The sequence below is a fragment of the Janthinobacterium sp. 78 genome (assembly GCF_003096775.1).
Taxonomy (GTDB): Bacteria; Pseudomonadota; Gammaproteobacteria; order Burkholderiales; family Burkholderiaceae_D; genus Janthinobacterium; species Janthinobacterium tructae.
The window spans coordinates 4,249,876-4,274,213 of record NZ_QENT01000001.1; the positions used below are offsets into that span (position 1 = coordinate 4,249,876).

The 24,338-nt window shown below is 62.0% G+C and carries 20 protein-coding genes; 8 read left to right on the top strand and 12 right to left on the bottom strand.

The window, feature by feature from the left end; genetic code table 11:
* The 7 genes from C8C92_RS18635 to tssK form a co-directional block, all read right to left on the bottom strand.
* A complete protein-coding gene (locus C8C92_RS18635; protein ID WP_116744905.1) occupies nt 1–330 on the bottom strand; it encodes an urease subunit beta in 330 nt (109 codons plus the stop codon).
* A 21-nt stretch (nt 331–351) separates the two neighbouring features.
* A complete protein-coding gene (locus C8C92_RS18640; RefSeq protein ID WP_034751936.1) occupies nt 352–654 on the bottom strand; it encodes an urease subunit gamma in 303 nt (100 codons plus the stop codon).
* Nucleotides 655–675: 21 nt separating this feature from the next.
* A complete protein-coding gene (locus C8C92_RS18645) occupies nt 676–1,518 on the bottom strand; it encodes an urease accessory protein UreD (RefSeq protein ID WP_243420279.1) in 843 nt (280 codons plus the stop codon).
* A 154-nt stretch (nt 1,519–1,672) separates the two neighbouring features.
* Nucleotides 1,673–3,883, bottom strand: a complete 2,211-nt coding sequence (locus tag C8C92_RS18650; RefSeq protein ID WP_116744906.1) for a GGDEF domain-containing response regulator — start codon at nt 3,881–3,883, stop codon at nt 1,673–1,675.
* Nucleotides 3,884–4,057: 174 nt separating this feature from the next.
* On the bottom strand, nt 4,058–6,223 hold the full coding sequence (locus C8C92_RS18655) for an ATP-binding protein (RefSeq protein WP_116744907.1): 2,166 nt from the start codon (nt 6,221–6,223) through the stop codon (nt 4,058–4,060).
* Nucleotides 6,220–9,300 (bottom strand): PAS domain-containing hybrid sensor histidine kinase/response regulator, encoded by a 3,081-nt coding sequence (locus tag C8C92_RS18660; RefSeq protein WP_116744908.1) that lies wholly within the window; start codon nt 9,298–9,300, stop codon nt 6,220–6,222. Before C8C92_RS18660 ends, C8C92_RS18655 begins: the two co-directional genes overlap by 4 nt.
* A gap of 162 nt (nt 9,301–9,462) precedes the next feature.
* Entirely contained in the window at nt 9,463–10,869 is a 1,407-nt protein-coding gene (gene tssK / locus C8C92_RS18665) for a type VI secretion system baseplate subunit TssK (RefSeq protein ID WP_347708474.1), read from the bottom strand.
* A 114-nt stretch (nt 10,870–10,983) separates the two neighbouring features.
* On the opposite strand from tssK, the gene tssF reads away from it, so the two are divergent.
* From tssF to C8C92_RS18700, 7 genes are all read left to right on the top strand, one after another.
* Complete coding sequence (gene tssF / locus C8C92_RS18670) at nt 10,984–12,789, top strand: type VI secretion system baseplate subunit TssF (RefSeq protein WP_116744910.1); 1,806 nt, start codon at nt 10,984–10,986, stop codon at nt 12,787–12,789.
* Nucleotides 12,789–13,778 carry a type VI secretion system baseplate subunit TssG gene (tssG, locus tag C8C92_RS18675; protein ID WP_243420420.1) on the top strand — a complete coding sequence of 330 codons (990 nt, stop codon included), beginning with the start codon at nt 12,789–12,791 and terminating at the stop codon, nt 13,776–13,778. The genes tssF and tssG overlap by 1 nt, the downstream gene beginning before the upstream one ends.
* A 29-nt stretch (nt 13,779–13,807) precedes the next feature.
* Nucleotides 13,808–14,062 carry a PAAR domain-containing protein gene (locus C8C92_RS18680; RefSeq protein ID WP_116746026.1) on the top strand — a complete coding sequence of 85 codons (255 nt, stop codon included), beginning with the start codon at nt 13,808–13,810 and terminating at the stop codon, nt 14,060–14,062.
* Nucleotides 14,063–14,074: 12 nt separating this feature from the next.
* Nucleotides 14,075–16,669, top strand: a complete 2,595-nt coding sequence (locus tag C8C92_RS18685; RefSeq protein ID WP_116744912.1) for a type VI secretion system Vgr family protein — start codon at nt 14,075–14,077, stop codon at nt 16,667–16,669.
* Entirely contained in the window at nt 16,666–18,519 is a 1,854-nt protein-coding gene (locus tag C8C92_RS18690; protein ID WP_116744913.1) for a hypothetical protein, read from the top strand. The genes C8C92_RS18685 and C8C92_RS18690 overlap by 4 nt, the downstream gene beginning before the upstream one ends.
* A 3-nt stretch (nt 18,520–18,522) precedes the next feature.
* Entirely contained in the window at nt 18,523–19,650 is a 1,128-nt protein-coding gene (locus tag C8C92_RS27555) for a T6SS immunity protein Tli4 family protein (protein WP_243420280.1), read from the top strand.
* 69 nt (nt 19,651–19,719) lie between these two features.
* On the top strand, nt 19,720–20,199 hold the full coding sequence (locus C8C92_RS18700; RefSeq protein ID WP_116744914.1) for a GNAT family N-acetyltransferase: 480 nt from the start codon (nt 19,720–19,722) through the stop codon (nt 20,197–20,199).
* Between the two features lie 4 nt (nt 20,200–20,203).
* Here the strand turns inward: C8C92_RS18700 and C8C92_RS27560 are convergent, their stop codons facing one another.
* The 5 genes from C8C92_RS27560 to C8C92_RS18715 all read right to left on the bottom strand — a co-directional run bounded on the left by C8C92_RS27560 (nt 20,204) and on the right by C8C92_RS18715 (nt 23,175).
* Entirely contained in the window at nt 20,204–20,377 is a 174-nt protein-coding gene (locus C8C92_RS27560) for a hypothetical protein (RefSeq protein ID WP_165829492.1), read from the bottom strand.
* Nucleotides 20,374–20,511 carry a hypothetical protein gene (locus C8C92_RS27565; RefSeq protein WP_165829493.1) on the bottom strand — a complete coding sequence of 46 codons (138 nt, stop codon included), beginning with the start codon at nt 20,509–20,511 and terminating at the stop codon, nt 20,374–20,376. The genes C8C92_RS27560 and C8C92_RS27565 overlap by 4 nt, the downstream gene beginning before the upstream one ends.
* Nucleotide 20,512: 1 nt before the next feature.
* Complete coding sequence (locus C8C92_RS18705; protein WP_099763258.1) at nt 20,513–20,896, bottom strand: Imm1 family immunity protein; 384 nt, start codon at nt 20,894–20,896, stop codon at nt 20,513–20,515.
* 2 nt (nt 20,897–20,898) lie between these two features.
* Nucleotides 20,899–22,539 (bottom strand): sulfate permease, encoded by a 1,641-nt coding sequence (gene sulP, locus C8C92_RS18710; RefSeq protein ID WP_116744915.1) that lies wholly within the window; start codon nt 22,537–22,539, stop codon nt 20,899–20,901.
* Nucleotides 22,540–22,605: 66 nt separating this feature from the next.
* Nucleotides 22,606–23,175, bottom strand: a complete 570-nt coding sequence (locus tag C8C92_RS18715) for a TetR/AcrR family transcriptional regulator (protein ID WP_116744916.1) — start codon at nt 23,173–23,175, stop codon at nt 22,606–22,608.
* 125 nt (nt 23,176–23,300) lie between these two features.
* Here C8C92_RS18715 and C8C92_RS18720 point away from each other — a divergent pair, with 125 nt between their 5' ends.
* Nucleotides 23,301–24,278 carry an SDR family oxidoreductase gene (locus tag C8C92_RS18720; RefSeq protein ID WP_116744917.1) on the top strand — a complete coding sequence of 326 codons (978 nt, stop codon included), beginning with the start codon at nt 23,301–23,303 and terminating at the stop codon, nt 24,276–24,278.
* Nucleotides 24,279–24,338 lie beyond the last annotated feature (60 nt).

Here is a 24,338-nt window from a genome sequence, read left to right on the forward strand (position 1 = left end):
TCAATCCTTTCCCGATGGAGTGTCTTGCAGGTCGCCCATCACTGCGCCATTGAAGCCGTAGACCTTGCGTTCGCCCGCCAGCGCCACCAGCTCCACCGTGCGTTGCTGGCCAGGTTCGAAGCGCACGGCCGTGCCGGCGGTGATATTGAGGCGCATGCCGTAGGCGCGCCAGCGCTCGAAGGCCAGCGCCGGATTGACTTCAAAAAAGTGAAAGTGCGAGCCCACCTGGATCGGCCGGTCGCCGCGGTTGGCCACCACCACGGTGGCCGTGGTGCGGCCCGCATTGAGGCTGATTTCGCCTTCTTCCAATTTGTATTCGCCTGGGGTCATGAGGGGCTCCTTCTCAAAAAACTACGGTATCGGATGGTGCACGGTCACCAGCTTGCTGCCATCGGGGAAGGTCGCTTCCACCTGGATATCGGGGATCATCTCGGCGATGCCGTCCATGACGTCGGCGCGCGAGAGTATCTTGGTACCGTCCGACATCAGCTGCGCCACCGACTTGCCATCGCGCGCGCCTTCCATGATGGCGGCGCTGATCAGGGCCACCGCTTCCGGATAATTCAATTTCAAGCCACGCGCCAGGCGCCGTTCGGCCAGCAGCGCGGCCGTAAAAATGAGCAGCTTGTCTTTTTCGCGGGGAGTCAGGTCCATGGTTTTCCTTGTCTTTCCTGTTCAAGTGTTCCAGATGCGGGGCACGACGGCGTCGCGCCCCAGCATGGCGGGGCGCAGCAGAAGCCAGGCGGCCAGCATGATCCGGCGCGCCGCCTCGCTGTCGCCGCACAGCAGGCGCACCACCACCAGCGCTTTCATGTGCGTGGCGCCAAACACGGCGCCGGCCGGCACGGCGATCTCGCGCACGGCCGCCAGTACGGATGAAGAAACGGGTGTGCCGACGGCGATCAGGGTGGCGCATACCGTGTGGCCGGCCAGCCCCAGGGGACTGGCCATCAGCACGCCGCCTCCCGCCAGCACGCCCTGCTCCCACCACAGCAGCTTGCCGCCACGGCGGATCTGCACCTGCTGGCTGATGCTGCCTGTGTTGAAAATTTCGCCCGAGGCGCTGCGGCCCAGGCAGACGATGTCGCAGCCGATGTAGCTGGCGTCGACCGCCAGTTCCACCTCATGGCGCAGGCGCACGCACGCCTGGTCGAAGAAAATGCTTTCCTGCGGCAGCCACTCGATGGCGGCGCCGCTACCGGCGCGCAGCACGATGTGCTGACCCGAGACGTGGCCGTTGGCGCGGTACCACTTGGCAGCGCCCGGTGACGTGAGCAAGGCGTGTGCGCCTGCGCCCACCGTGGCGTCGACGGCCAGCTGGTCGCCGCCCAGCACGCCGCCTGGCGGATGGATGATGATGGCGTGGCAGACGGCATCGCCTTCCGGGTACAGGGGCTTTTGCACGCGTAAAGGGCCGCAGTGCGTGCGCTCGACCAGGCGGCTGACGCCATCGTGCAGCGCAAAACCGAGGCGCAAATGCGCCTGCCAGGCGCCGTGTGCGCTGGGCTGTGAAGGCATGGCTGGATGGGACCTGTCTGGCATGCGGGGCAATCGCGTAAATAAGCGATTACCTAAGCAGGATATGTGCCAGCGTCAGAGGAAGGAAAAGTGAGTATCCTGCACCGCGCTGCTACGGACGCACCGGAATGGTGCATCGGCCGCACCGCAGCGTTTATGTTGAGGCCACGGCCAGGGTGCGCCGTTCACGCAGCAAGGCCGTGAATGGTGCGGCCGCCAGGGGCCGGCTGAAATAATAACCCTGCATTTCGTCGCAGCCGTGTTCCGTCAGGAAGTCTACCTGTTCGCGCGTTTCCACACCTTCGGCGATGACGCGCATGTCCAGGTTGTGTGCCAGCGAGATGACGGAACGGGCGATGGCCGCGTCGCTGCTGCTGGTGGTGACGTCGTCGACGAAAGATTTGTCGATCTTCAGCACGTCGATGGGAAAACGCTTCAGGTAGCCCAGGCTGGAATAGCCGGTGCCGAAGTCGTCGAGGGAAATGCCCACGCCGATATCCTTCAGGCGCGTCAGCGCCGCCACCGCCTTGTCCGGGTCGCCCATCACCGTGCTTTCCGTGATCTCGATACCCAGGCAGGCGGGCGCGATGGCGTATTTACGCAATACCGCCTCGACGAACGGCACCGTGCGGTCCTGCGCGAACTGTTTGCCAGACAGATTGACGGCCACCTTGATGCTGCCCAGGCCTGCGTCGTGCCAGGCGCGGATCTGCGCGCAGACGCTTTCGAGCACCCATTCGCCGATGGCCGTGATCAAGCCGTATTCTTCGGCCAGCGCGATGAAGAGGCCCGGCGACACCTTGCCCAGCACCGGGTTCTCCCAGCGCAGCAGGGCTTCCGCGCCCAGCAAGGCGCCCGTGCGCAAGCACATCTGCGGCTGGTAGTGCACTGCGAATTCATCGCGGCAGATGGCGCCGCGCAGCTGCTGCTGCATGGCCAGGCGGGCGCGGATATCGCTGCCCATGCGCTCCGTGAAGAAGGCGTAATGGTCGCGTCCCATTTCCTTGGCGCGCACCAGGGCCGTGTCGGCGTGGCGCAGCACGTCGTCGAGGCTGTCGCCGTCGGCCGGGCACATGGCGATGCCGATGCTGGTGGTCAGCGCCAGGCGTTCGCCACCGACATTGAGCTCTTCGCGCAAGCCGGCCAGGATGGTTTGCGCCAGCCCCAGGGTACGCCCCAGCAGGACATCGTCCTGCAGCAGGATCTGGAATTCGTCGCCGCCCTGGCGCACCACGGTGTCGCCCTCGCGCACGCAGCCGGACAGAAAACGCGCCACCACTTGCAGCGCCTTGTCGCCCACGGCCTGGCCGTGCGAATCGTTGATGTTCTTGAAGCGGTCCAAGTCCAGGCACATCAGCACCACCTGCTGGCCGTCGCGCACGGCGTTGGCGCGCGTCTGTTCGAAGCGCTCGCGCAGCAGCACGCGGTTCGGCAAGCCGGTCAGCGCGTCGTGGTAGGACAGGAAATCGATCAGATGCTGCTCGGCCTTGCGTTCGCTGATGTCGAGGAAGACACCGATGTAATTGACGACGGCGCCGTCATCCCCGTGCACGGTGGAGGCACTGAGCAGACAGGGATAGGTGTCGCCGCTCTTGCGCCGCGTTTGCACTTCGCCCGACCAGCAGCCGCTGCTGCGCAAGCCCTGGCGCAAGGCCAGCAGCACCGCTTCGCCCGTGTATTCGGCATGCAAGCGCATGATGTCGGTGCCCACCACGTCTTGCGCCGCGTAGCCGGTGATGCGTGTAAAGGCGGGATTGGCGGTGACGATGGTGCCGGCCGGATCGGTGATCAAAATGGCGTCCTGGGTGGCTTCGAAGACCTGGCCGGACAGGCGCAGCAATTCTTCATTGGCGCGGCGGATCTGCACTTCGCGCGCCAGGGTGCTGGCCACCTGTTCCAGTTCCGCCGTGCGTTCGGCCACGCGCCGCTCCAGGTTGGCGCGCTCCTGCGCCAGCTGCAGCTGCGCCCGCGCCAGGCGCACGTGCGCGTCGGTACGGGCGAGGATTTCCTCGGCCTGGAAGGGCTTGGCGATGAAATCGACGGCGCCCAGCGCAAAGCCGCGCACCTTGTCGTCCGTATCGTACTGGGCCGACAGGAAGATCACCGGCACCTGGCGCAGGGACGGTATCTCCTTCAGGCGGCGGCAGACTTCAAAGCCGTCGAGGCCCGGCATGCGCACGTCGAGCAGGATCAGCTCCGGCGGGCGCGCCTGGGCCGTCCACAGAGCCAGTTCACCGTTCGGCGCCTGGCGCACCGCATAGCCGGCGCCGCCCAGCAAATCGCTCAACAACTTCAGCGAAGCCGGCGTATCTTCAACGATCAGTACTTCGCCCTTCGAATTCACTTCCGAAAAATCGCGGTGCATGTAGCAGTTCTCTCAGCTTTGGATGAGGCGCGGCGCTCGATTGCCACGCTGGACAAGACATTTCTTTGCGATGAACTACGTACTATCATCATAATCTTTATTGCAATTTGGCACCATCCATCCACGATACTTAGTCCGTCTTTTCATCGAATCCGATGTTGTCAGCCCACACTTTCAGGTATGTGCCAGCGCGCCCTCGCTCTCCAGCAAGACGCACAGCTGACGGTACTGGTGCTGCTCGAGCATGGCCTGCAGCGGCGCCAGCAACGGCGCCGCCGACGCCGGCAGGGCCGCCAGCAGCTGCGCCACCCTGGCCAGGTTCAATTCGCGCAGCGCCACCAGCAAGGCGGCGCGCTCTTCCCCGGCCAGCAGCAGCAAGTCTTGCGCCTGCAGTGCCGGCGGCACTGCCGCCTGCGCCGGCATGGCCGGCGGCGCGGATGCCTGCGCTGGCGCCTGCGCCGCCTGCGCGGGGATGCTGAAACGGAAGGTGGCGCCCTGCCCCGGTGTGGACTCCAGCGTCAGTTCGCCTTTCATCAACTGCACGAATTCGCGCGAGATCGCCAGGCCCAGGCCAGTGCCATCCTTCGGCCCCGCGCTGTCGGCCTGCACGAAGGGCTCAAAAATGCGCTGCTGGTCTTCCAGCGCGATGCCGATACCCGTGTCGCTGACGGCGAACGACAGGCGCCACGTGGCGTCATCAAGCAGCTCGCCGCGCACGCGCAAGGTGATCTCGCCGCCGCCGGCGAACTTGACGGCATTCGACATCAGGTTCAGCAGCACCTGGCGCAAGCGCGTCGCATCGAGCAGCACCGCCGCCGGCAGGTCCGCGCAATCGAGGCGCAGGGCCAGCCCCTGCTGCTCGGCGCGCATGCCCAGCATGTCCATCACTTCCTGCAACAGGGGCGCCAGCGCCACCACGGTCGCCTGCGCCTGCAAGCGCCCCGCCTCGCCCTTCGACAGTTCGAGGATTTCATTGATCAGGGTGAGCAAATGATTGCCGGAGCGGTGGATGATGGCCAGGTTGCGCTTTTCATCGTCCTGCATGTTGGGCGAGGCGGCCATCAGGCGCGAAAAGCCGATCACGGAATTCAAGGGCGTGCGCAGTTCATGGCTCATGTTCGCCAGGAAGGTGCTCTTGGCGCGGTTCGCCGCCTGCGCCTGGCTGACGGCCACCGACAGGGCGCTCGTGCGCTCGGCCACCAGTTCTTCCAGGTGGTGGCGGTGGCGCAGCAGTTCCAGTTCGGCCTCGCGGTGCGCCGTGATATCGTAGTTGGAGCCCACCAGGCGCATGGGCAAGCCGCGCCCGTCGCGGAAGATCACGGCATCGGCCTTGATGTAGCGGATGGCGCCATCGGGCCACAAGATGCGGTACTCGTGCGTGAACGCCTGGCCGGCGCCCAGCGCGGCGCGCAGGGCCTCCTTGGCCGCCGGCACGTCGTCCGGCATCAGCGCCGCGCGCCAGATCGCCGCCGGCGACACGGTGCTGGCCGCATCGGCCTTGAACTGCGCGTACATCTGTTCATCCCACTGCAATGCATCGCTGCTGACGTTCCAGTCCCAGATGCCGATGCTGGCCGCGCCCGTCGCCATCTGCACGCGCTCCTCGCTGCGCTGCAGGGCGCGGTAACGGCTGTCGAGCAGCGCCACCATGTCGCGGATGGAGCGGTACAGGGTGCGCAACTCACCCAGAAACCACGCTTTCGGCGGCGTGCCAAACGCTTCGCCCTGCCCCGCCTTGACGCCTGCCGCGTACTGGCCGATCGCCTTCAACGGTTTGAGCATCAGACACCACAGGAGCAGCCAGATGCAGGCCACGAGGATCACGTCGAGCGCCACGATCATGGCGCCGATGCCCAGCGCGCGCTGGCGCAGCTGCGCGTGCAGCAGGGCCGGCGTGGCATACACGGCAACGCTGCCGATGACTTGTCCGCCTGCCGTCACGGAGCGCCGCTGCACCAGCCAGTCCGCTTCGACCGATAGCGCGGCAAGGCTGTCGATGGCGCCGTCCGCAGTGCGGCGCAAGACCAGGGCCTCCTTGCCGATGCCCGGCGTGAGGGAGCTGGCCACCAGTTCGCGCTTGCCCAGCATGCTGCGCATGATGGCCTGCATCTGCTTTTCATCCAGGTTCCACAAGGGCAGTTCGATGGCAACGGCCAGCTGGTCCGCGCTGACGGCCAGGCTGCGATGCAGCTGCTGCCAGTGCTGCTCGCGTTCGGACTGGTAAAACAGCACGGCAAACACCAGCAGCAGCGCGGTGACGACACAGGTCAGCGCCACGCTGACGGCCAGCACGATGGATACGCTGCCCAGGTGCCAGCCCTTGGGTAAGTGAAAAGTCATGCGTCTTCGCCCTGCGGTTCGCTGGCCAGCTGCGCCAGCAAGGCGCACAGCGGCTGGTACTGGTGCTGTTCCAGCATGGCGGCGATGTGCGCGGACAGCTGCGGCAGGCCGGTCGCCACACCGGCCAGCACGATGGCGCTGCGCCGCAAATCGAGGGCTTGCACGGATTCGAGCAGCGCCTGCCGTTCGGCCGCGCCCAGCTGGCCCAGCGCCTGCTGCAAGTCAAAGGCGGGCGCCGGCACGCGCGGCGGCGCGGCGGCGGTGCGCTGGAAGCGCACGCCCAGTTGCTGCTCCAGCATGGCGAACAGGTGTTCCTGCTCGATCGGCTTGCGCAGGAAGCCGTCGGCGCCGGCCGCCAGCGCCTCCTGCTTTTCTTCTTCGAAGGCGGAGGCGGTCATGATCACCAGGCGCGGCTGCACCAGCGCCGGCTGCGCGCGCAGCCAGCGCGTCAGCGCCAGACCATCCATGTCCGGCATGCGCCAGTCACTGAGCACCATGTCATAGCGCTGCGCCGCCAGCATGGCTTGCGCCTGCGCGCCGCCCGCCGCTTCCTGCAGCTGGAAACCCAGCGGCGCCAGCAAGCCGGCCAGCAGCTTGCGGCAGTTGTCGTCATCATCGACCAGCAGCACCATGCGCCCGCGCTGGGCCGGCGGCAGGCGCGCCACGCGGCCCGGTGCCAGCGCCGCGATGGCCGGCTGCTGCAGCACCGGCGCGCGCAGGTCGAAACGGAATACGGAGCCGGCGCCCAAGGTGGAGTCGACGCGCAGCTCGCCGCCCATCAGGCGCACGAATTCGCGCGAAATGGTCAGCCCCAGCCCCGTGCCGGCCTGCGCCACGGCGCTGTCGGCCTGCACGAACGGTTCAAAGATGCGCTCCAGATCCGCTTGCGCGATGCCGCTGCCCGTATCGCGCACGGCAAAGGCCAGCGCCATCTGCCCACCTTCTGCCGCCTGGCACGCCAGCGACAGGGTCACGCTGCCCTGCTCGATGAACTTGAGCGCGTTCGACAGCAAATTGAGCAGCACCTGGCGCAGCTTGGCGCCATCGAGGCGCACCAGCAGCGGCACGCCGGCACGTTCGAGCTGCAGCGCGATGCCCTGGTCGCTCGAACGCATGCGCACCATCTCGAGCACCTCGTCGAGCAAGCCATTCAAGTCCACGGGTCCCGTCTGCAGCTGCATGCGGCCCGCTTCGATTTTCGACAATTCGAGGATGTCGTTGATCAAGGTCAGCAAATGATGGCCGGCGCGATTGATGATGGCCAGGTTATGCTTTTCTTCCTCGAACATGCTGCTCGAATCGGCCATCATCTGCGAAAAACCGATCACGGAATTCAACGGTGTGCGCAATTCGTGGCTCATGTTGGCCAGGAAGACGCTTTTCGCGCGATTCGCCGATTCGGCCTCGGTGACGGCCACCGACAGCGCCGCCGTGCGCTGCTGCACCAGTTCTTCCAGGTGGTCGCGGTAGCCAAGCAATTCCTGCTCGCTGTGCTTGCGCTCGGAAATGTCGACGATGCCGCTGCGCACCAGGCGCCGCCCTTCCATGGGCAATTTGACCAGCCGCACCTCGCAGGGAAAAACGCTACCGTCGGCACGCCGCACATTGCGCTCCACCAGGACAGGCTCGCCCAGCATGGCGCGGCGCAGATGCTCTTCCATCATCAGCCCCAGCGGCAAGCCATCGGGCTGCTTGCCGGTATACAGGTCGAACGGCCCGCGTGCCAGCAGCGCTTCGCGCGACAGGCCCAGCATGCGCTGCGCGCTGCTGTTGGCGTCGACGAAGCGGTCAAGGTCCAGGTCGTACACCAGGATGGCTTCCGGCGCATGCTCGACCAGGATGCGGAAGCGCTGCTCGCTCTCGCGCGCCTCGCTCTCGGCGCGCCGCAGGCGCCGCCGCTGCAGCAGCAAGGCGCTCAGCAAGCCGGCCATCACGATAAAAACGCCGCCCACCAGCAGCACGGCAACGCGGTGCTCGTGCCACAGTTGCGGCGGCCGGTTGAAGAACAGCGTGTGCGGCGGCAGGCGGCTGATGTCGGCATCCCAGCGCTGCAGCTGTTCCCAGTCGTACATGGGTATTGGGCGGGCCGGCGGCAGCAAGGCGCCCGGCGCGGCGGGCGCCTTGCCCGCCAGCACAGCCAGCGACATCTGCGCCACCTGCTGCGCAGCCTGTTCGATGTGCAGGATGGAGCCACCCAGGATGCCCTTGCCGACCGTCGCGTTGTACATGCCAAAGGTGGGCACATTCGCCAGCCGCGCCAGTTGCACGGAAAACGGCACGGGCGTAACGATGATGCCCGCCACGTCGCGGTTGACATTGCCCGCCACCAGCACGGTATCGGCGGGCAAGTGCGCCACCGTCGCGCGCATCTGCTCCAGGGTCAGGTCATCGAGGTAGCGCATGGCCACCTTGCCCTGCCACGCCAGCGCCGCCTGCTGCATGCTGCGCTTCAAGGCCTGATCGGCCTCGCTGGTGCCGACGGCCATGACGATGGTCTTGGTTTCCGGGAACAGCGCCATGGCTTGCGCCAGCGTGCCGGGAAAATCGACATTCGCCTTTTGCTGCCAGATGGCAGCCGGACTGCCGGGCGGCAAGGCCTTGCCCGAGGTGTTAATCGCCAGCACGGGCACGCCACGCGCCAGCGGCGCCAGGTCCGACAGCAAAAAATCGAGCGCGGGCTGCTGCATGGCGATGATCAGGTCTGCCTTGCGCCCCATCATCTTGGTGTATCTCAAAAGCAACAAATCACGCATCTCGTTGCGCAGCGCCGGGTCGCCCTGGGTATTCAGGTTCAGGTGCTCGACCATGATGTCTTCGCTGGCCAGGCCCGCGGCGACCATCGCGGTCACATAGGTGCGCGTGTACGATTCCACGCCAGCGCGGCCATAGTCGTAAGCGTTAAGGAACAGCACGCGCTGGCCCTGGTGCGGCGGCGCGACGCTGGGCGCCGCTGCCGGCAAGGCGGCGCAGGGCGCGGCGACACACAACGCCAGCAGCAATGCGCGGCAGCAGCGGCGCACCGCTGCCCTGCCCTGCCCACCGCCCGGCCGCAAGCCGCCCGGCAGATCACGCATCATTCGCCATGCCCATGCTCACTCCCGCCTGTCACCATGTTTCACCCATGCGATGACTGATCAGCCACCGACACTTACAAAAACATGATAACGTCAACTGCAGGGGCAAGTCTATTCCTTAGGGCAATCTTTTGACAATCCACCCGCTCGCCACACCAAACATCGTTACGCCGCGGTGCCGCTGATACCGAACAATTCCAGCTTCAGCCCTTTTATGCCGGACGGCACATAAATCGCAATCGCCTGGGCCTTGATCATGCTGTCATAAATACTGCCCTTGTTATCGATCGAAAAATAGTACGTGTTGGGCCGCACCGGCACTTCGGCAGGAACCTGGGCCATATGACGCAACTCGGCACCAGGAAGTGCCCGGCCCAGTAACAGGTCGATATTGTCCGGAGATGAAATCTTGAACTGCAACGGCACCGTGGCGACCAGTTCCAGCGCCGGCATATCGGCGTTTACCGCAAGACAGAGTTCGGTCTGGCGGTCAATCCGCTTGGCATCGAGCAAGCCGTGATAGTGGGTGTTTTGTTGCGCGTCGTTGGACAGCGCAATCGGGAAGTAGCGCGACAGGAGTACCGTATCGATCAGGTCGCGAATGATGCCATCGAGTTTGCCGAAACCGGGCGCCGCGTCATCGTGAGAATAAGCCGGCAAATCGCTCAGCGTGTATTTTTTCGAAAACGTCATCAAGCCACCGGCCAATGCCATCAATTTCTCAAACAAATACACGGGATGGTGGCGCCGGTAACTGGCGCAATGACTGAGCGTGGCGCTGGCCGTGCTCAATGTATTGAGCATCCAGAACGAGGAAACATCGCCGCCATGAAATTCCACCGTATGGTTACCGGGCTGGCGGTGGCGGCTGTACAGCGCTTCAATTTTCGCGCCCATGCGATCGATCAGCGACTCGAGCATTTTCTGCAGCGAAGGCTCGGCGCTGACGGTCAGGCCAGGTGGAATGAAGGAAGTATCGACTTCGAAGCCGCCGTTGCCGGCACGGTGCAGACGAATCACCGGGATGGCAAGGTAATCATTCAGGGGCTCCAGTTGCGACAGCATGTACACGCGTTTTTTCAGGTAAGCCACCTCGATGCTGACTGCCTCGCTGTACAGATCCGGGGTTTCGATATCGGCCTGGACATAGCGCGCGCCTGCAGAACTGACATTGCCGCCATGTGCCTGCAGCGCGGGTAGCGCGGCATAAAAAGTAAAGCTATGTTCGCTGGCCGGCAGCTTGGACAGGTCAACGGCACTGGGCAATACATCGCCAAGCGGCGCCTCAAACAACTCGCCATCCTGAAAGACGAGCGACATGGCGTCCGCCCGCAAGCTATTGTTGGCCAGTGCATCCGCATTCCAGCTGACGCCATGCACGCCCCATAAATGGGGATTAATCAACGAGGCCAGACGTTGCAGGCGCGCTTCATGGTAGCGGTCCAGCTGCTGGAAGTGCTGGGGGCCGATGGCCAGGCCTTCGGACCACAGTAGTTTGGATGGCAGTGTCATTGCGTTCTCCATGATGACCGTTGGAATCTTGCTGCCTAGCCAGTCTGATGTTGCCAGCATGGAAGTCCTTGATGTTGCGCAGCACCCTGTTCAATTATTTGCGCAAACGCAATTTGCCTTTGAGAAAACGCTCGGATACTGGCCATTCCGCCGCAAAGACACAGGGAAAGAGAGATGGAGGACTTGCTGCCGTATTTCGAACGCGAGCTGGTGATGCTGCGGCGACATAGCCGTGAGTTTGCCGAGCGCTATCCGAGAATCGCCGGCAAATTGCACATGTCCGGCGAAGCTTGCGAAGATCCGCACGTCGAACACTTGATCGAATCGGTAGCCATGCTGGCGGCACGCCTCTCAAAACGGCTCGATGACGACTATCCGCAATTTACCGAAGCCTTGTTCGAAGCCCTGTTCCCGCATTATCTGCGGCCCTTTCCATCGTGCAGCATCGTGCACCAGCCCGCCCCGGCGGCCGGCGCGGGCATATTGCACCTGCCGGCCGGCAGCGAAATGGACGCAACGCCCGTGCGCGGCGTGCGCTGCCGTTTCAAGACCGTCTACGACATGACGACAGGAACAACGGCACTGGAAAGTGCAGCTTTCGATGCCATGATCAAGGCGCCGCCAGGCGTACGCCTGCCTGCATCGGCAACTTCCTCGCTGAACATCGGCATCCGGCAACTCGACGCGGCGCCCGCGTCGCTGCGCGTTTTCATCGATGGCGAAGCGTCTTTTTCCGCCGCATTGCGCGATGCCTTGTTCATGCATACCGTCTGCGCTTTTGTATCGATCGACGCGCTGCAATGGATGGCCTTGCCCGCCGTGCCTGTGACGCCCGTCGGCTTCGCCGACACGGATGGCTTGCTACCTTTCGGTGCGCGCTCGCAGCCCGCCTACCGCGTGCTGAGCGAGTATTTTGCGTATCCGGAAAAATTCAATTTCTTTGACATCGATATGGCGGCGCTGAGTGCGGCCCTGCCGCCTGCTTGCCGGTGCTTTACCCTGCATCTGTGCATGGCCGGTTTGCGGCCCGATTCCGCGACGGCGCGCATGTTGTCCAGCATTTCCAGCGACAACTTGAGGCTGGGCTGCAGTCCGGCGGTCAATCTTTTTCGCCAGGAAGGCGTGCCGATTTCCGTCACCCGGCAGAAAACCGACTATTCCGTGCTGGCCCATGCTACCCACGCGCATGGCTATGAAGTCGTCTCCGTCGATGCGGTGCGTTTGTTGCGTCAACGGGGAGGCGAAAGCACGCTGACCGAATTTCGCCCGCTGTACAGCCTGCGCCATGGCGAGGGGGCGGCGCAACAGGGCCATTACTGGGTCATGCGCCACGATACGGCTTTGGCCATCAAAAGCCCCGGTCACGAAAAGAGAATCACGCTGGTCGATAGCGGCTTCAATCCCTTGATCCATGAAAAGGCCAGCTTGTCGCTGTCGCTGACGTGCAGCAACCGCGATCTTCCCCTTGCGCTCAAATACGGCCAGCCGCAAGGAGACTTGCAACCGTGCGGCGGCGGGCCCATGCTGCACATGCTGCGACGCCCCAGCCAGCCGCGACGCTTTTCGCCGGGCGCGGGCCTGCACTGGCGCCTCATTTCGCACCTGGCGCTGAATCATCACGCGCTGGTCCAGGAGGGCCTGCCGGCGCTGCGCGAAATGCTGACGCTGTACGACCAGTCCCAATCGGCAAGCTCGCAACGCCAGATCGGCGGCATCGCCGCGCTGGCGCACTCGCCGACCACGACATGGCTGCGGCACAAGCGCGGCACCTCGCTGGCGCATGGCGTGGAGGTGCGCATCACGCTGGACGAGGAAGCGTTCGTCGGCAGCGGCATGCACTTGTTTGTGCAAGTGATCGATCACTTCCTTGGGCTGTATGTGCAAATCAACAGTTTCATCGAACTGGTGGTGCTGTCACTGCAAAGCGGAGAGGAGCTGATCCGATGCAAACCAAGAAGCGGACTGCAGAATCTGGTGTGATGCACCACTTGCTGGTCGAGCCATACCGCTACCAGTTCATCCAGGCGGTGCGTATTCTGCTGTGCTGGCTACGCAGCCAGAACGTGTCCCATGTGCAAGCCTTCAGCCAGGTATTGCGCTTCAAAAACAGCTTGTCGTTAAGTTTTCCCGCCAGTGAAATCGAACAGCTCTCGCTCGACGAGCATGAACAACTGGCCCTGATACCGACGTTCATGCGTTTTCTGGGCGTCGGCGGCACCTTGCCCTTGCATCACTCGGAGCGCATCGCCGCCTACCGCTTGTCGAGCAAGGATGCCGGCGTCTCGGCCTTTCTCGATATTTTTTCGCACCGCATGGTCGCGCTGTATTACCAGGCGTGGGAAAAGTATCGGCTGGAATCGACGCTGCAGACCCAGGCAAGCGATGCACAATTGCCTTTGCTGCTGGCACTGGGCGGCGTGCGGCGCACTGCGCTGCCGTCGAGGGCCGAACCGGATGCCGTGACGCAGGACGTCGCGGCCTGGTACGCGGGTCTGCTGCGCTGCCGCCCCGTCTCCGCGCAAGCGGTTGGCCGCGTGCTGGCCGAATACTGCGGCGTAGCCGTCACCTTGCAACAATTTGTCGGTGGCTGGGACTATCTGGAAAAAAACCGGCGCAGCCTGCTAGGCAGCGTCAACTTTACGCTGGCGCGCGGCGCAACGCTGGGCCTGCGGCTGTGGCGCCACGACATGCGCGTCTGCCTGCATATCGGCCCGCTGGATGCCGCTGGCCTGCAACGCTTCCTGCAGCGCAGCGCAGGTGCGGCGGCACTGGCAAAGATGCTGGCGCTGTTTGGCGTGCCGGACTTGCAATATGAAGTGCGGCTGATATTGAGTCCGCCATGCATTACCCCCCTGCTCCTGAGCGCCAACCCGTCAGAAAGACGGCGCCTTGGCTGGACGACGTTCTTGCAGACCGCACAAGGCAAGGCAGGCGGCGCCGAAGTGCGTTATCTGCTGCAACTGGCTTGAGCAATTCTTCCCTGGAAAGCGAGGCAAGCATGCAACATGCGGGACGCGGCGTCATCCGGCTCGGAGACGCAACCGATCACGGCGGCAAGGTCACCAGCGCATCATCCGGCACCACCGTGATGGGAAAGACGGCGGCGCTGGCCGATGACACCACCTTCTGCCCCAAGTGCAAGGGCAGCTTTCCCATCACGCCGGACGGCGCCGGCGCAAAACACATGGGCAAGCCGTACGCCTATGACGGCGATACCACCGCCTGCGGCGCCCACCTGATCACATCGCTATAACGGAGGCAGGCCATGCATGCAAGCATCCAGGCGGCACTATCGGCCTTCGACCTCGCCGCGCAAGAGCGGCGCCTGCTGAAGATCGAGTTCCCCCATGAAGATGGGCCAGCCGGCGCCATCCTGCTGGTCAATTCGCTCACTGCAAGGGAAGAGGTATCGCGCGACTTCCGTTTCGAAGCCGAATTGCTGTCCGATGACGCGCATATTGCGCTCAAGGCCATGATGGGCCGCATGGTGAGCATTTCCATGCTGCGCGACGATGGCACGCTGCGCTACTTTAACGGCTATGTGGGCGAGTTTTGCCTGCTGCGCGCCGATGGTGGCTTTGCGTGGTACCGCATGGTGCTGCAACCATGGCTGGCCTTTGCCCGGCTGCGCCAGGACAACGTCTCCTTTCATGGCCAAAGCGTGATGCAGCTGACCGAAACAACGTTTGCGCACTACGGGCAGCGCGACTGGAAAACCAGCATCCATGGCGACGATCCACAGCTCACCTGCGCCAACCAGCACAATGAAACCGACTACAACCACCTGCACCGGCGCTGGGAAGCGCTGGGCTGGCATTACTGGTACGAGCACCGCGCCGATGGGCATACGCTGTGGCTCGCAGACAACAGCACCCTGTCGGACATGATCGCCACGCTATCGGGCGACGGCGCCATGCGTTTCCACTCCGAGTCGGGTTCCATGGAAGACGATGGCCTGCAACAGTGGCAAGCCGTGCGCCGGATCGGCTCCGGACAGCTGACCTTGGCCAGTTTCGACTATAAAAATCCGCAGCCCCGCCTTGCCAGCGGCTACTCCCTGAACCGCCAGGGTGATGTATTTGCCCACGAACTGTACGAAAACACGGGCGCCTACGGCTATAAGAATGTCGATGATGGGGAAGCTCTGGCACAACGCCGCATGGAAGAAAGCGACCATTTGCGCCAGTATTTCGAGGCGGCCGGCAATCACCGTAGCGCACAGCCCGGCCTTTGCTTCCGGCTCGATGGCCATTTCAGCGCCGAAGAAAAACGCTACCAGCCTGGCCAGGAGCGCCCTGACAGCATCGCCGAACGCGAATACCTGATCCTGTCAGTGCTGCATAGCGCCAGCAATAATTATCAAGTCGGCCCGAACGCCCCCTCCCACTATGTCAACAATATGATGTGCGTGCGCCGCGACATCCGCTGGCGGCCGGGCCGTGGCTACAACAGCACGCCATGCATCGTTGCCGGCGTGCAGACGGCGCTGGTGGTCGGGCCGGCCGGGGAGGAAATCCACACCGATGCCCTGGGACGCATCCGCCTGCAATTTCACTGGGACCGCCTGGGTACATTCGATGAGCGCAGCTCGCCATGGATACGAGTCATGATGCCGATGGCGGGCCCGCAAATGGGGCAAATCGCCTTGCCCCGTGTAGGCCAGGAAGTCGTCGTGCAATTCCAGGACGGCAATATCGACCATCCCATCGTCATCGGCGTGGTCTACAACAGCGCCAATCCGCCGCCATGGCAATTGCCACAGCAACGCGCCCTGTCCGGCTTGCGCAGCCGCGAACTGGGCGCCCGCAGCGCCAACCACCTGGTACTCGACGATACCAAGGGGGCGATACAGGCACAGCTGCGCAGCGAACACCAGGATAGCCGGCTTTCGTTGGGCAACATCACCCGCATCGACGACAACGCCGGCCGCAAGGAGGCGCGCGGCGTGGGCTTTGAATTGGCCAGCAACGCCTGGGGCGCCCTGCGTGCCGCCAAAGGCATGCTGATTTCCACAGAAACATCAACAGGAACGGGATCAGTCAAACAGCTCGACGAAACACAAGCTCGCCTGGCGCAGGCGCGCCAACTGCAAGAGGGACTGGCTGGCATGGCTGTCGACGCGGGCGCGCAAGACAGCGCCGCACAACAGGGCGCCGTCGCCGATTCCATTCAGCGGCAAAACGCCGCCATCAAGGGTGCCGGCGGCGATTTCCCGGAACTGTCCGAACCACATCTGGTGCTGGCCAGCCCGGCCGGCATCGAACTGAGCACGGCCCAATCCATCCACCTGGCCGCCAGCGAGCATGTGGCGCTCAGCAGCAGCAAGCATATTTCACTCGCCAGCGGCGACAGCATGTTTGCCAGCATCGCCAGGAGCTTCAGCCTGTTCGTGCACAAGGCCGGCATGAAACTGATCGCCGCCAGCGGCAAGGTGTCCATCGAAGCGCACAGCGACGAGGTGGAAATCCTCGCCCGGAAAGTCTTGTCGCTGATCAGCGAAGCGGACTGGGTCAACATCAAGGGCAAGAAAGGCATACGCCTGCACGGCGCCAACCACATGCTGGAAATCAGCGACAAGGTGCAGTTCTTCACCTCATCCCCGGTGCTCTTCAACGGCAACCTGGAAACCCTGGCGCCGAAGAGCGTGTCGCAGGAATTTAATGAGAGGCCACACAGCAGTTTTGATCAGGAGGTCTTGTTGGTGAATGCCGACGATACGCCAGCCGTTGGCGTTGCTTTTGAACTCCTGCGTGATGACGGCAACATCGCCGGAAAAAGCGCGGAAGACGGTTCCACGCAACTACAAAAATCCACCGGCATGGATAGTTACATCATTCGCTATAAGGGAGAACTGCCATGAGCAAATGTGATGACTTGAATAACCGCGGCAATCATCCTGCGAAGTTTGGTCAAGGCGTGGGAGGCTGGGCGGAACTCGCCGTTTCGATGACGGAAACAAAAGATACCGCGCGACATGACGCCACCCTACCGCCAGGCAAGGTCATTCCTGTCATTTTCCTGCCAGGCGTGATGGGTAGCAATCTACGGATGAGCAAGGTTCGCCAGGAAGAATTGCGCCGTCCAGACAATCGGGCCTGGCGGCCAGACGATATGATGGGGGCGGGAGGCAAGGCCGCTGTCCTCACAAACAATGGCTTGGGTGGCTGGTTCAAAGATGCGTCGCCACGGCAGCGTCAGCTGGTGTTTGATCCCGCTGAAACCGAAGTCGAGTACTACCATTACACCGAAAGCAACAGTCGTTTTGACCCAGATGGCGCGGAAACCAAGGCTGCAGATGCACGGCATCAAAATGTGCCAGACAGTTTTACACCCATTCCTCCTTTAATGGGAACCAACAGGATCGCGACAACAACACGTCCGAATCAAGGTAAAGCCTGTTCGTATCAAAGCCCAGCACAAATAGCCCGTTGGCGAGGATGGAGTGAAGTGTTATTTGCTGGTGCGTACGGAACAATGTTGCGGGCAGCCGAATTGCATCTCAATAATATGATTTCCGACGGTAAGCCACATCCTCTCTGGCGTCAAACGAGTGGCCTTGGCGCACTGCTTTTGCAAGATCCAACAAATTTTGGCGCGTCATCTGGCAAAGCCATGACCGTCAGCGATTTAAAGAAAATTTCTCCCTGTTGGTATCCAGTGCATGCGATGGGCTACAACTTTATCAAGAGCAATGGTGAATCTGCCGTCACGATTGCAGAACGACTACGCGGCCTTGTCAAAGGCTACAAAAAACGCGGATTCAAATGTAACGAAGTCATCATCGTCACGCATAGCATGGGGGGCTTGCTGGCCCGTGCATTGATACACCCTAGCTATGGAAAGATGCTAGACGATAAAGATGTAAAAATCCTCGGCATTTATCACAACGTCATGCCCACCATTGGAGCCGCAGGGGCGTATAAACGCATGCGTTTTGGCTTTCAGGAAAGAGAAGGTTCCATTGCCGAAATAGAGGCCAGCATTCTAGGCATCAATGGCGTACATGCCACCGCCATTCTGGCAAACGCACCAGCGCCACTGGAAATGTTGCCAGGTGCGGCATATGGCCAGAATTGGCTGAAAATTGTAGATGCACAGGATAAAGTTTTATGGAGCTGGCCTCGCGATAAGGCCACCGCACTGGAAAGCATTTACCTTCAACCAGCCAATGCGTGGTGGAGGCTAATCAATCCGAAATGGGTAAACCCCGCAGACCTCCCTTATGAAAAAGGTGGGGGTATAGAAAGAACAATGGAGAGAATAACATACGCCTCAAAATTTCTATCGTCCATAGAGAAAATTTTCCACCCAAACACTTATGCAAGCTATTGCGCTTCCCGAAATTTTTTAAGTTACGGCGACGTCGTATTTAAATTAATTGACGGTCTTCACAGTGGATCTAACGATCCATGGAATAAATTTGAGCCGCTACCTGAAAAATGGAAATTACTTGAAGATGATAGCAAGGGACAACTCCTCGTTCAAGCCGGAGGGAAAAACTTAAAATTAAAGCTACAGTCAGCCAGTGCACGCGGTGATGGGACGGTACCGTCAGACCGTTCTGCACGGCACATCACAGGCACACTGTTCATACATGGCATGGCGGAAGCGAACGGTTATGACCACCAGAACAGCTATGCCGATACAAATGTAATGGCATCCATGCTGTATTCCATCGTACAAATTGCCAAGACGGCAAAATGGGATTAAGCCATGAATAATAAGATAAAGAAAATAATTTTCCTCACGATCACAGTTATTGCGATGGCTTTCCTATCCGCCCACGCGAAAAAAAATGCAGACAAGGAGACCATAATGCTTGGAAATGTCAAACTTAGCAAACGTCTGGAAGTTCTCTTTTTAAAAACAAAAATTGTATGCTTCGGGCGCTATGCCCTGGAGGTTCCGCAAGAAGCACAACTCATATCAGGAGGAACAACAATTCTTTCGGAAATCAAGAGCATACCAGGCGGAATAACAGAAAAAAACGAACGCATTGAAGAAGAAATTGAAAAAATAAGAAAAAATGACCCAAACTCTGAAATTATATACAATGAAAAAGGTCCAGTAGAAAATAGCTGGCAACTTCAATATTATGATGGGAAATTTTCCAAGGAAGATGACCGTTTAATATTCAAGACATACATCATAAAAGGAAACTATATATTTATTCTTGATGGGTCAACAAGAAAAGGGGAAACAATAGCAGACTCAAAACGAAATCAAATGGTCCGCGCTAATAATTTACGTCTGCGCGATGAAAATGAAGTTCCCAAGGAACCTGGTTATTGCGTCAAAAATGGTTTCATGAGCGACAACAAATATGATAGTCAGGAAATGGCGGATGCAGGCTTGTATTTCCCCAGCTTTCCAGACGTGACTTTTTCCATCACTGCGAATAAAAATGCATACGGTGACTATCCTCCTGCTGAATACGATGCAAAAGTACGTGGGAAATTATCATTACTTGCTCGCATCCAGGAAGCAAAAGACCAGCAAGGCAAGAACTACCCTCCTCGTACTCTGCTACGCGAGGGCAAGCGTGACGTGCAGCACTGGCATGGCGAGGAATCGTTGATACGGCGTACCGATGGCGTGCACGATTTCGAATGGACGCTGGTGGGTACGCCGCGCGATATCGCCTATCCAGCGGTATTGGAAGCATCCATGTACACCAAAGTCGCCCACAACATGGTCGGTGCCGCCGAAGCCGCGTCGCTGACGGACGAAGAGGCCATTGCCTTGTGGGACAAGCTGCTGTCCGGCTTGAAGTTCCGGGTGAAAGTGCCGGGTGCGCCGCAGGGTTCGTATTACTTCGATCCGGACAAGCCGGCGCAGTGACGGCTGGATAAGCTCATGCTGGCGCCATGCCAGCCATTGCGCTAGCATGAGTTTTTTCCGAAAGCGTCCATGCCCATCACCCTGCGCCCCGCCCTGCCCTTTGACATCGACGCCCTGTGGGCCCTGCGCACGGTGGCCGTGCGCGTCGGTTGTGCCACGCACTATGCACCGGAACAGATCGCCGTGTGGACGGCCTCTCCCGTGCCGGACGCGTATGCCGCCATGCTGGTTGCCGGTGGCGGCATCGTGGCGCTGCAGGGAGATATCATTGCCGGCTACGCCATGCTGGACGCGGACAAGCAGGAAGTCGATGCTGTATTCGTCGATCCGGCTCTTGCGGGCCTGGGCATCGGCAAGCGCCTGCTGGCGGCGCTGGAGCAGCTGGCGCGCCAGCGCGGCATAGTCCGCCTGCATTTGTCCGCGTCCCTCAATGCCGTGCCGTTTTACCGCGCCGCCGGTTTTGTTGCCTTGCGCGAGGAAGCGTATGCGCATCCCAGCGGCATCAGCCTGGCCAGCGTGGCGATGAAAAAGGTGCTGGCGGCCGCCTGAGCCGTCAATCGTCTGTCGCCGCAGCTTCGGACTCGGCCAGGCATTGCTGCAGTTTCGCGATCAGCGCGCGCACTTCGTCGTCGGCCAGGTCCAGCGGGTCGCCGTGCTCACCCATGGCGATCAGGCAGATGGCCGAGCCGTCGTACCAGGCGTCCAGGCGTTCGTCTTGATGATTCATATGACTTGTTCGTCCCAAACCCGCAGCTGCGGCGTGCACCAGCCCGTCACCATATCGAGGGCGTCCAGCGCGGCCAGCAAGTCCCTGTCGATGTCGGCGAGGATGGTTTGCGTGGTTTGCGTGGTTTGCAGCATCTCAATCCGCTTCCCACGCGATGCCGGCCGGCTGCGCGCCGCCTGTTTTGAAAAACGCAACAAAGGCACGCTGGCAATGTTCCACCTCCACGCACCAGGCCTCCGGATACTCATCTACCTGGCCATTCGACAACAGGTAGCTGCAAACGCCGTCTGCCTCCTCGTCGCCCAGCGAGTGAAAACTCAGGTCGTCCTGCCCTGACAGATACATCAGCCAGGCATTGCCGCCATTGCGCAGCATGCACAGGGCCGGCCCCTGCTCCGCATCCGTCGCCAGGGTCAGCCACAGCTCGCACTGCGCCAGCGCACGCGCGTCGGTCAGCGCCTGTTCCAGCGCAGCGATGCTGTCAACAGCGCTCGCCTCGCCATGCAGATTCAGTTCCATGTTCACGCATTTTCTCCACTTAAGTCGGCCGTCGCCAGCGCCGTGCTCAGGTACAGCTTGCCGCTCAGGTCTTTCAATAAACTGCTCTGGCGCAAGCGGTCCATCACGGGGCCCTTCACTTCGGCCAGGTTCAGGCTGATGCCGCGCTTGATCAACGCGCTGTTGAGTTCGATCAAGCCCAGCAAGGCCGTGCTGTCGATCTGGTTAACGGCCGACAGCACCAGCACCAGGTGGCGCGCCGTCGGGTGTCCGCGCAATTCGTCTTCCACGCGCTCGGTGACGGCCTCCACATTGCCGAAGAACAGGCCCGCATCGATGCGCAACAGCAAGACGTCGGGCAGGGTTTGCGCCTCGTAACGCTCCACGTTACGGAAGTGTTCGCTATTCGGGATGCGCCCCAACACGGCGATGTGCGGGCGGCTGGCGCGCCAGATCAGGGTGCCCATCGACAGCAGCACGCCGATCACCACACCCGCTTCCACGCCCAGCACCAGCACGCCGGCCGTGGTCGCCAGCAGGGCCAGCGCATCGCTGCGGTCGTAGCGCCACGACAGTTTCAAGGTATCCCAGTCCAGCAGGCTGCTGACGGCAAAGATGATGGTGGCGGCCAGGACCGGCAGCGGCAGCAGGGCCAGCCAGCCCGTCGGCGCCACCAGCGCCAACGCCAGCAAGCCCGCCGTGATGATGCTGGCCAGCGGCGTGTTGGCGCCCGCCTGGAAATTGACGGCCGAGCGCGAGATGGAACCGGTGACGGGAAAGCCGCCCGACAGCGCGCTGGCCACGTTGGCCGCGCCCAGGCCCAGCAGTTCGCGGTTCGTATGCAATTTTTCACCGCGCTTTTGCGCCAGGGTCTGGGCGGCGGACATGCTCATCAAAAAGATGATGAAGGCGATCAAGAGCGCCGGCGACAGCAAGGTGCGCCAATGGGCGCCGGAGGTGGCCAGGTTCAGGCCCGGCAAGCCGCTGGGCACGTGGCCCGTCGTCTGCACGCCCATCGCTTCCAGGCCGCCGTAGGCGACCAGCGCGATGCCGGCCAGCACCAGCGCCATCGGCGCCAGGCGCGCGCCCACGTCGGCCGCCACCTTGTTCAAGCCGCAGCGCTGCAGCAGGCGCGACGCGTAGCGCTTGGCCAGCCACAGGAACAGCAGGCCGGACAACCCAAGCACGAGGCTGGGCGTGTGCCAGTGGGGAAGGCTGGCGCCCAACAAAGGCGTGATCTGCCCCCAGATGATCAGGATCGCGGCGCCATTGCTGAAGCCGCTGATCACGGGACGCGACAAAAAGCTGGCCATGAAGCCCAGGCGCAGCACGCCGCACAGCAGCAGGACCAGGCCGCTGATGAAGGCCAGCTGGGCCGCCAGGACGATATACAAGGAGGAGCCGGGGTCGGCCAGCGGCGCCAGGGCGGCGGCCGTCATCAGCGAGACGATGGCCATGGGGCCCACCGATTGCGTCATGCTGCTGCCGAACAAGGCGTACAGCACGGGCGGCAAGATGCTGGCATAAATGCCCACCACGGGCGGCAAGCCGGCCACCAGCGCGTAGGCCATGCCCTGCGGCACCATCATCATGGCGACGACTATACCGGCGGTGATGTCTCCGGCCAACAGAGGACGCCGGTATTGCCTGAGCCAGAGCAGCATGTATGATCCCGAAATCTGAAAACCGAAGCCTATCATGCGACGCGGCCGGCTGACAGGGGGATATGTTCAGTCTGGCAGCAATTGCGCCTTCACGGCCTCGAGGATTTCCGCCGACAGGGCCTCGTCATCGACGGAACGGGCCAGCACCATGGCGCCCACCATGGCCGCAAACGTGGCGATCGCCTGCTGGCGCTGCTCTTCCGGTGCGCCGTCGGGCAACAACCCCTGCAGCAAGGCGAACTGCTGCTGCGTGGCTTGCGTAAACGCGGGACGCGCGCCAGGCGACATGCGCGCCGCATCGACGCCCATGGCCGCCGCCGGACAGCCGCCGCCGGGCTGGTCGCGGTGCCTGGTGGTCAGATAGTTCTCGATAATGGCCGGCAGCGCCCGCTGCGGGTCGCTGGCGACCTTCGCCCGCCAGCCTTCCAGCGACTTGTTCAAGGCATGCTGGCACGCTTCGATCATCAAGTCTTCCTTGGACGCGAAATGGCCATAGAAGCCGCCATGCGTGAGGCCCGCATTCTTCATCAGGTCGGCCACGCCGATGCCGTCGTAACCCTTCTCGCGGAACAATCTGGCCGCCACGTCCACGATGCGCTCGCGGTTCAGCGCTGCCTGTTCCCTGCTCACTTTCATGCTGCCCTCACTATGATGTTAATCATCATCTAATTTTACACCCGTTTGCGCCACTCTGTTAGCAAGCGCACCGTTCGATGCGGGTGCCGCGCCGATACTGGAGTTTCGTTTACACGGAGGCCAGCATGAACGAGAACAAGGACCAGTCCGCCGGTAGCTTGCAGCGCGCCATCCAGCAGGAGCAGGATGGCCGCGACGCCGCAGCAAAAAGCAAGCGGGACAGCAAGCCTCCCGTGCAAACGGGCAGCCGCAACCAGCCTGCTCCTCCCCTGCCCGCCCAGCACCTGGCCAAGCCCGGCAGCGAAGCGCAGATATCATTGAAACCGCGCTTCCTGGCGCCCGACTACTGCGGCAGCGGCAAGCTGGCCGGCATGGTGGCCATCATCACGGGCGGCGATTCGGGCATCGGCCGCGCGGTGGCCGTGCTGTATGCGCGCGAAGGGGCCGATGTCGTCATCATTTACCTGAACGAACATGCGGACGCCAATGAAACGAAGCGCTATGTGGAAGCGGAAGGCCAGAGCTGCCTGTTGATACCCGGCGACGTGCGCGAGCAGGGCTTTTGCCAGCAAGCCGTCAACCAGGTACTGGAACGGTTCACGCACATCGACATACTGGTCAACAACGCCGCCTTCCAGGAACACGCGGAGTCCTTGCTGGACCTGAGCGAGGAGCGCTTCGACCTCAGCATGAAAACCAATGTCTACGGTTACTTTCACATGGCCAAGGCCGTGTTGCCCCATCTGCAGCGCGGCGCGGCCATCATCAACACGGGGTCCGTGACGGGTTTGCATGGTTCCAGGCACTTGCTCGATTATTCCACCACCAAGGGCGCCATCCATGCGTTCACCATGGCGCTGGCCGGCAACCTGCTCGACAAGGGCATCCGCGTCAACGCCATCGCACCGGGGCCCGTCTGGACGCCGCTCAACCCGGCCGACAAGACGCCCGAAGACATCGCGAAATTCGGTGCCGACACGGACATGCGCCGCCCGGCCCAGCCCGAGGAACTGTCGCCCGCCTACGTCTTCCTGGCCTCGCCCGCCTGTTCCAGCTACATCACGGGCATCGTCCTGCCCGTCACCGGCACGGTGGGGGACTAAGCTGGCACGCGCACGGTGGAAAGGCCAACAAGGTGGGTATCGCCAGCGTAGTCATGCGCA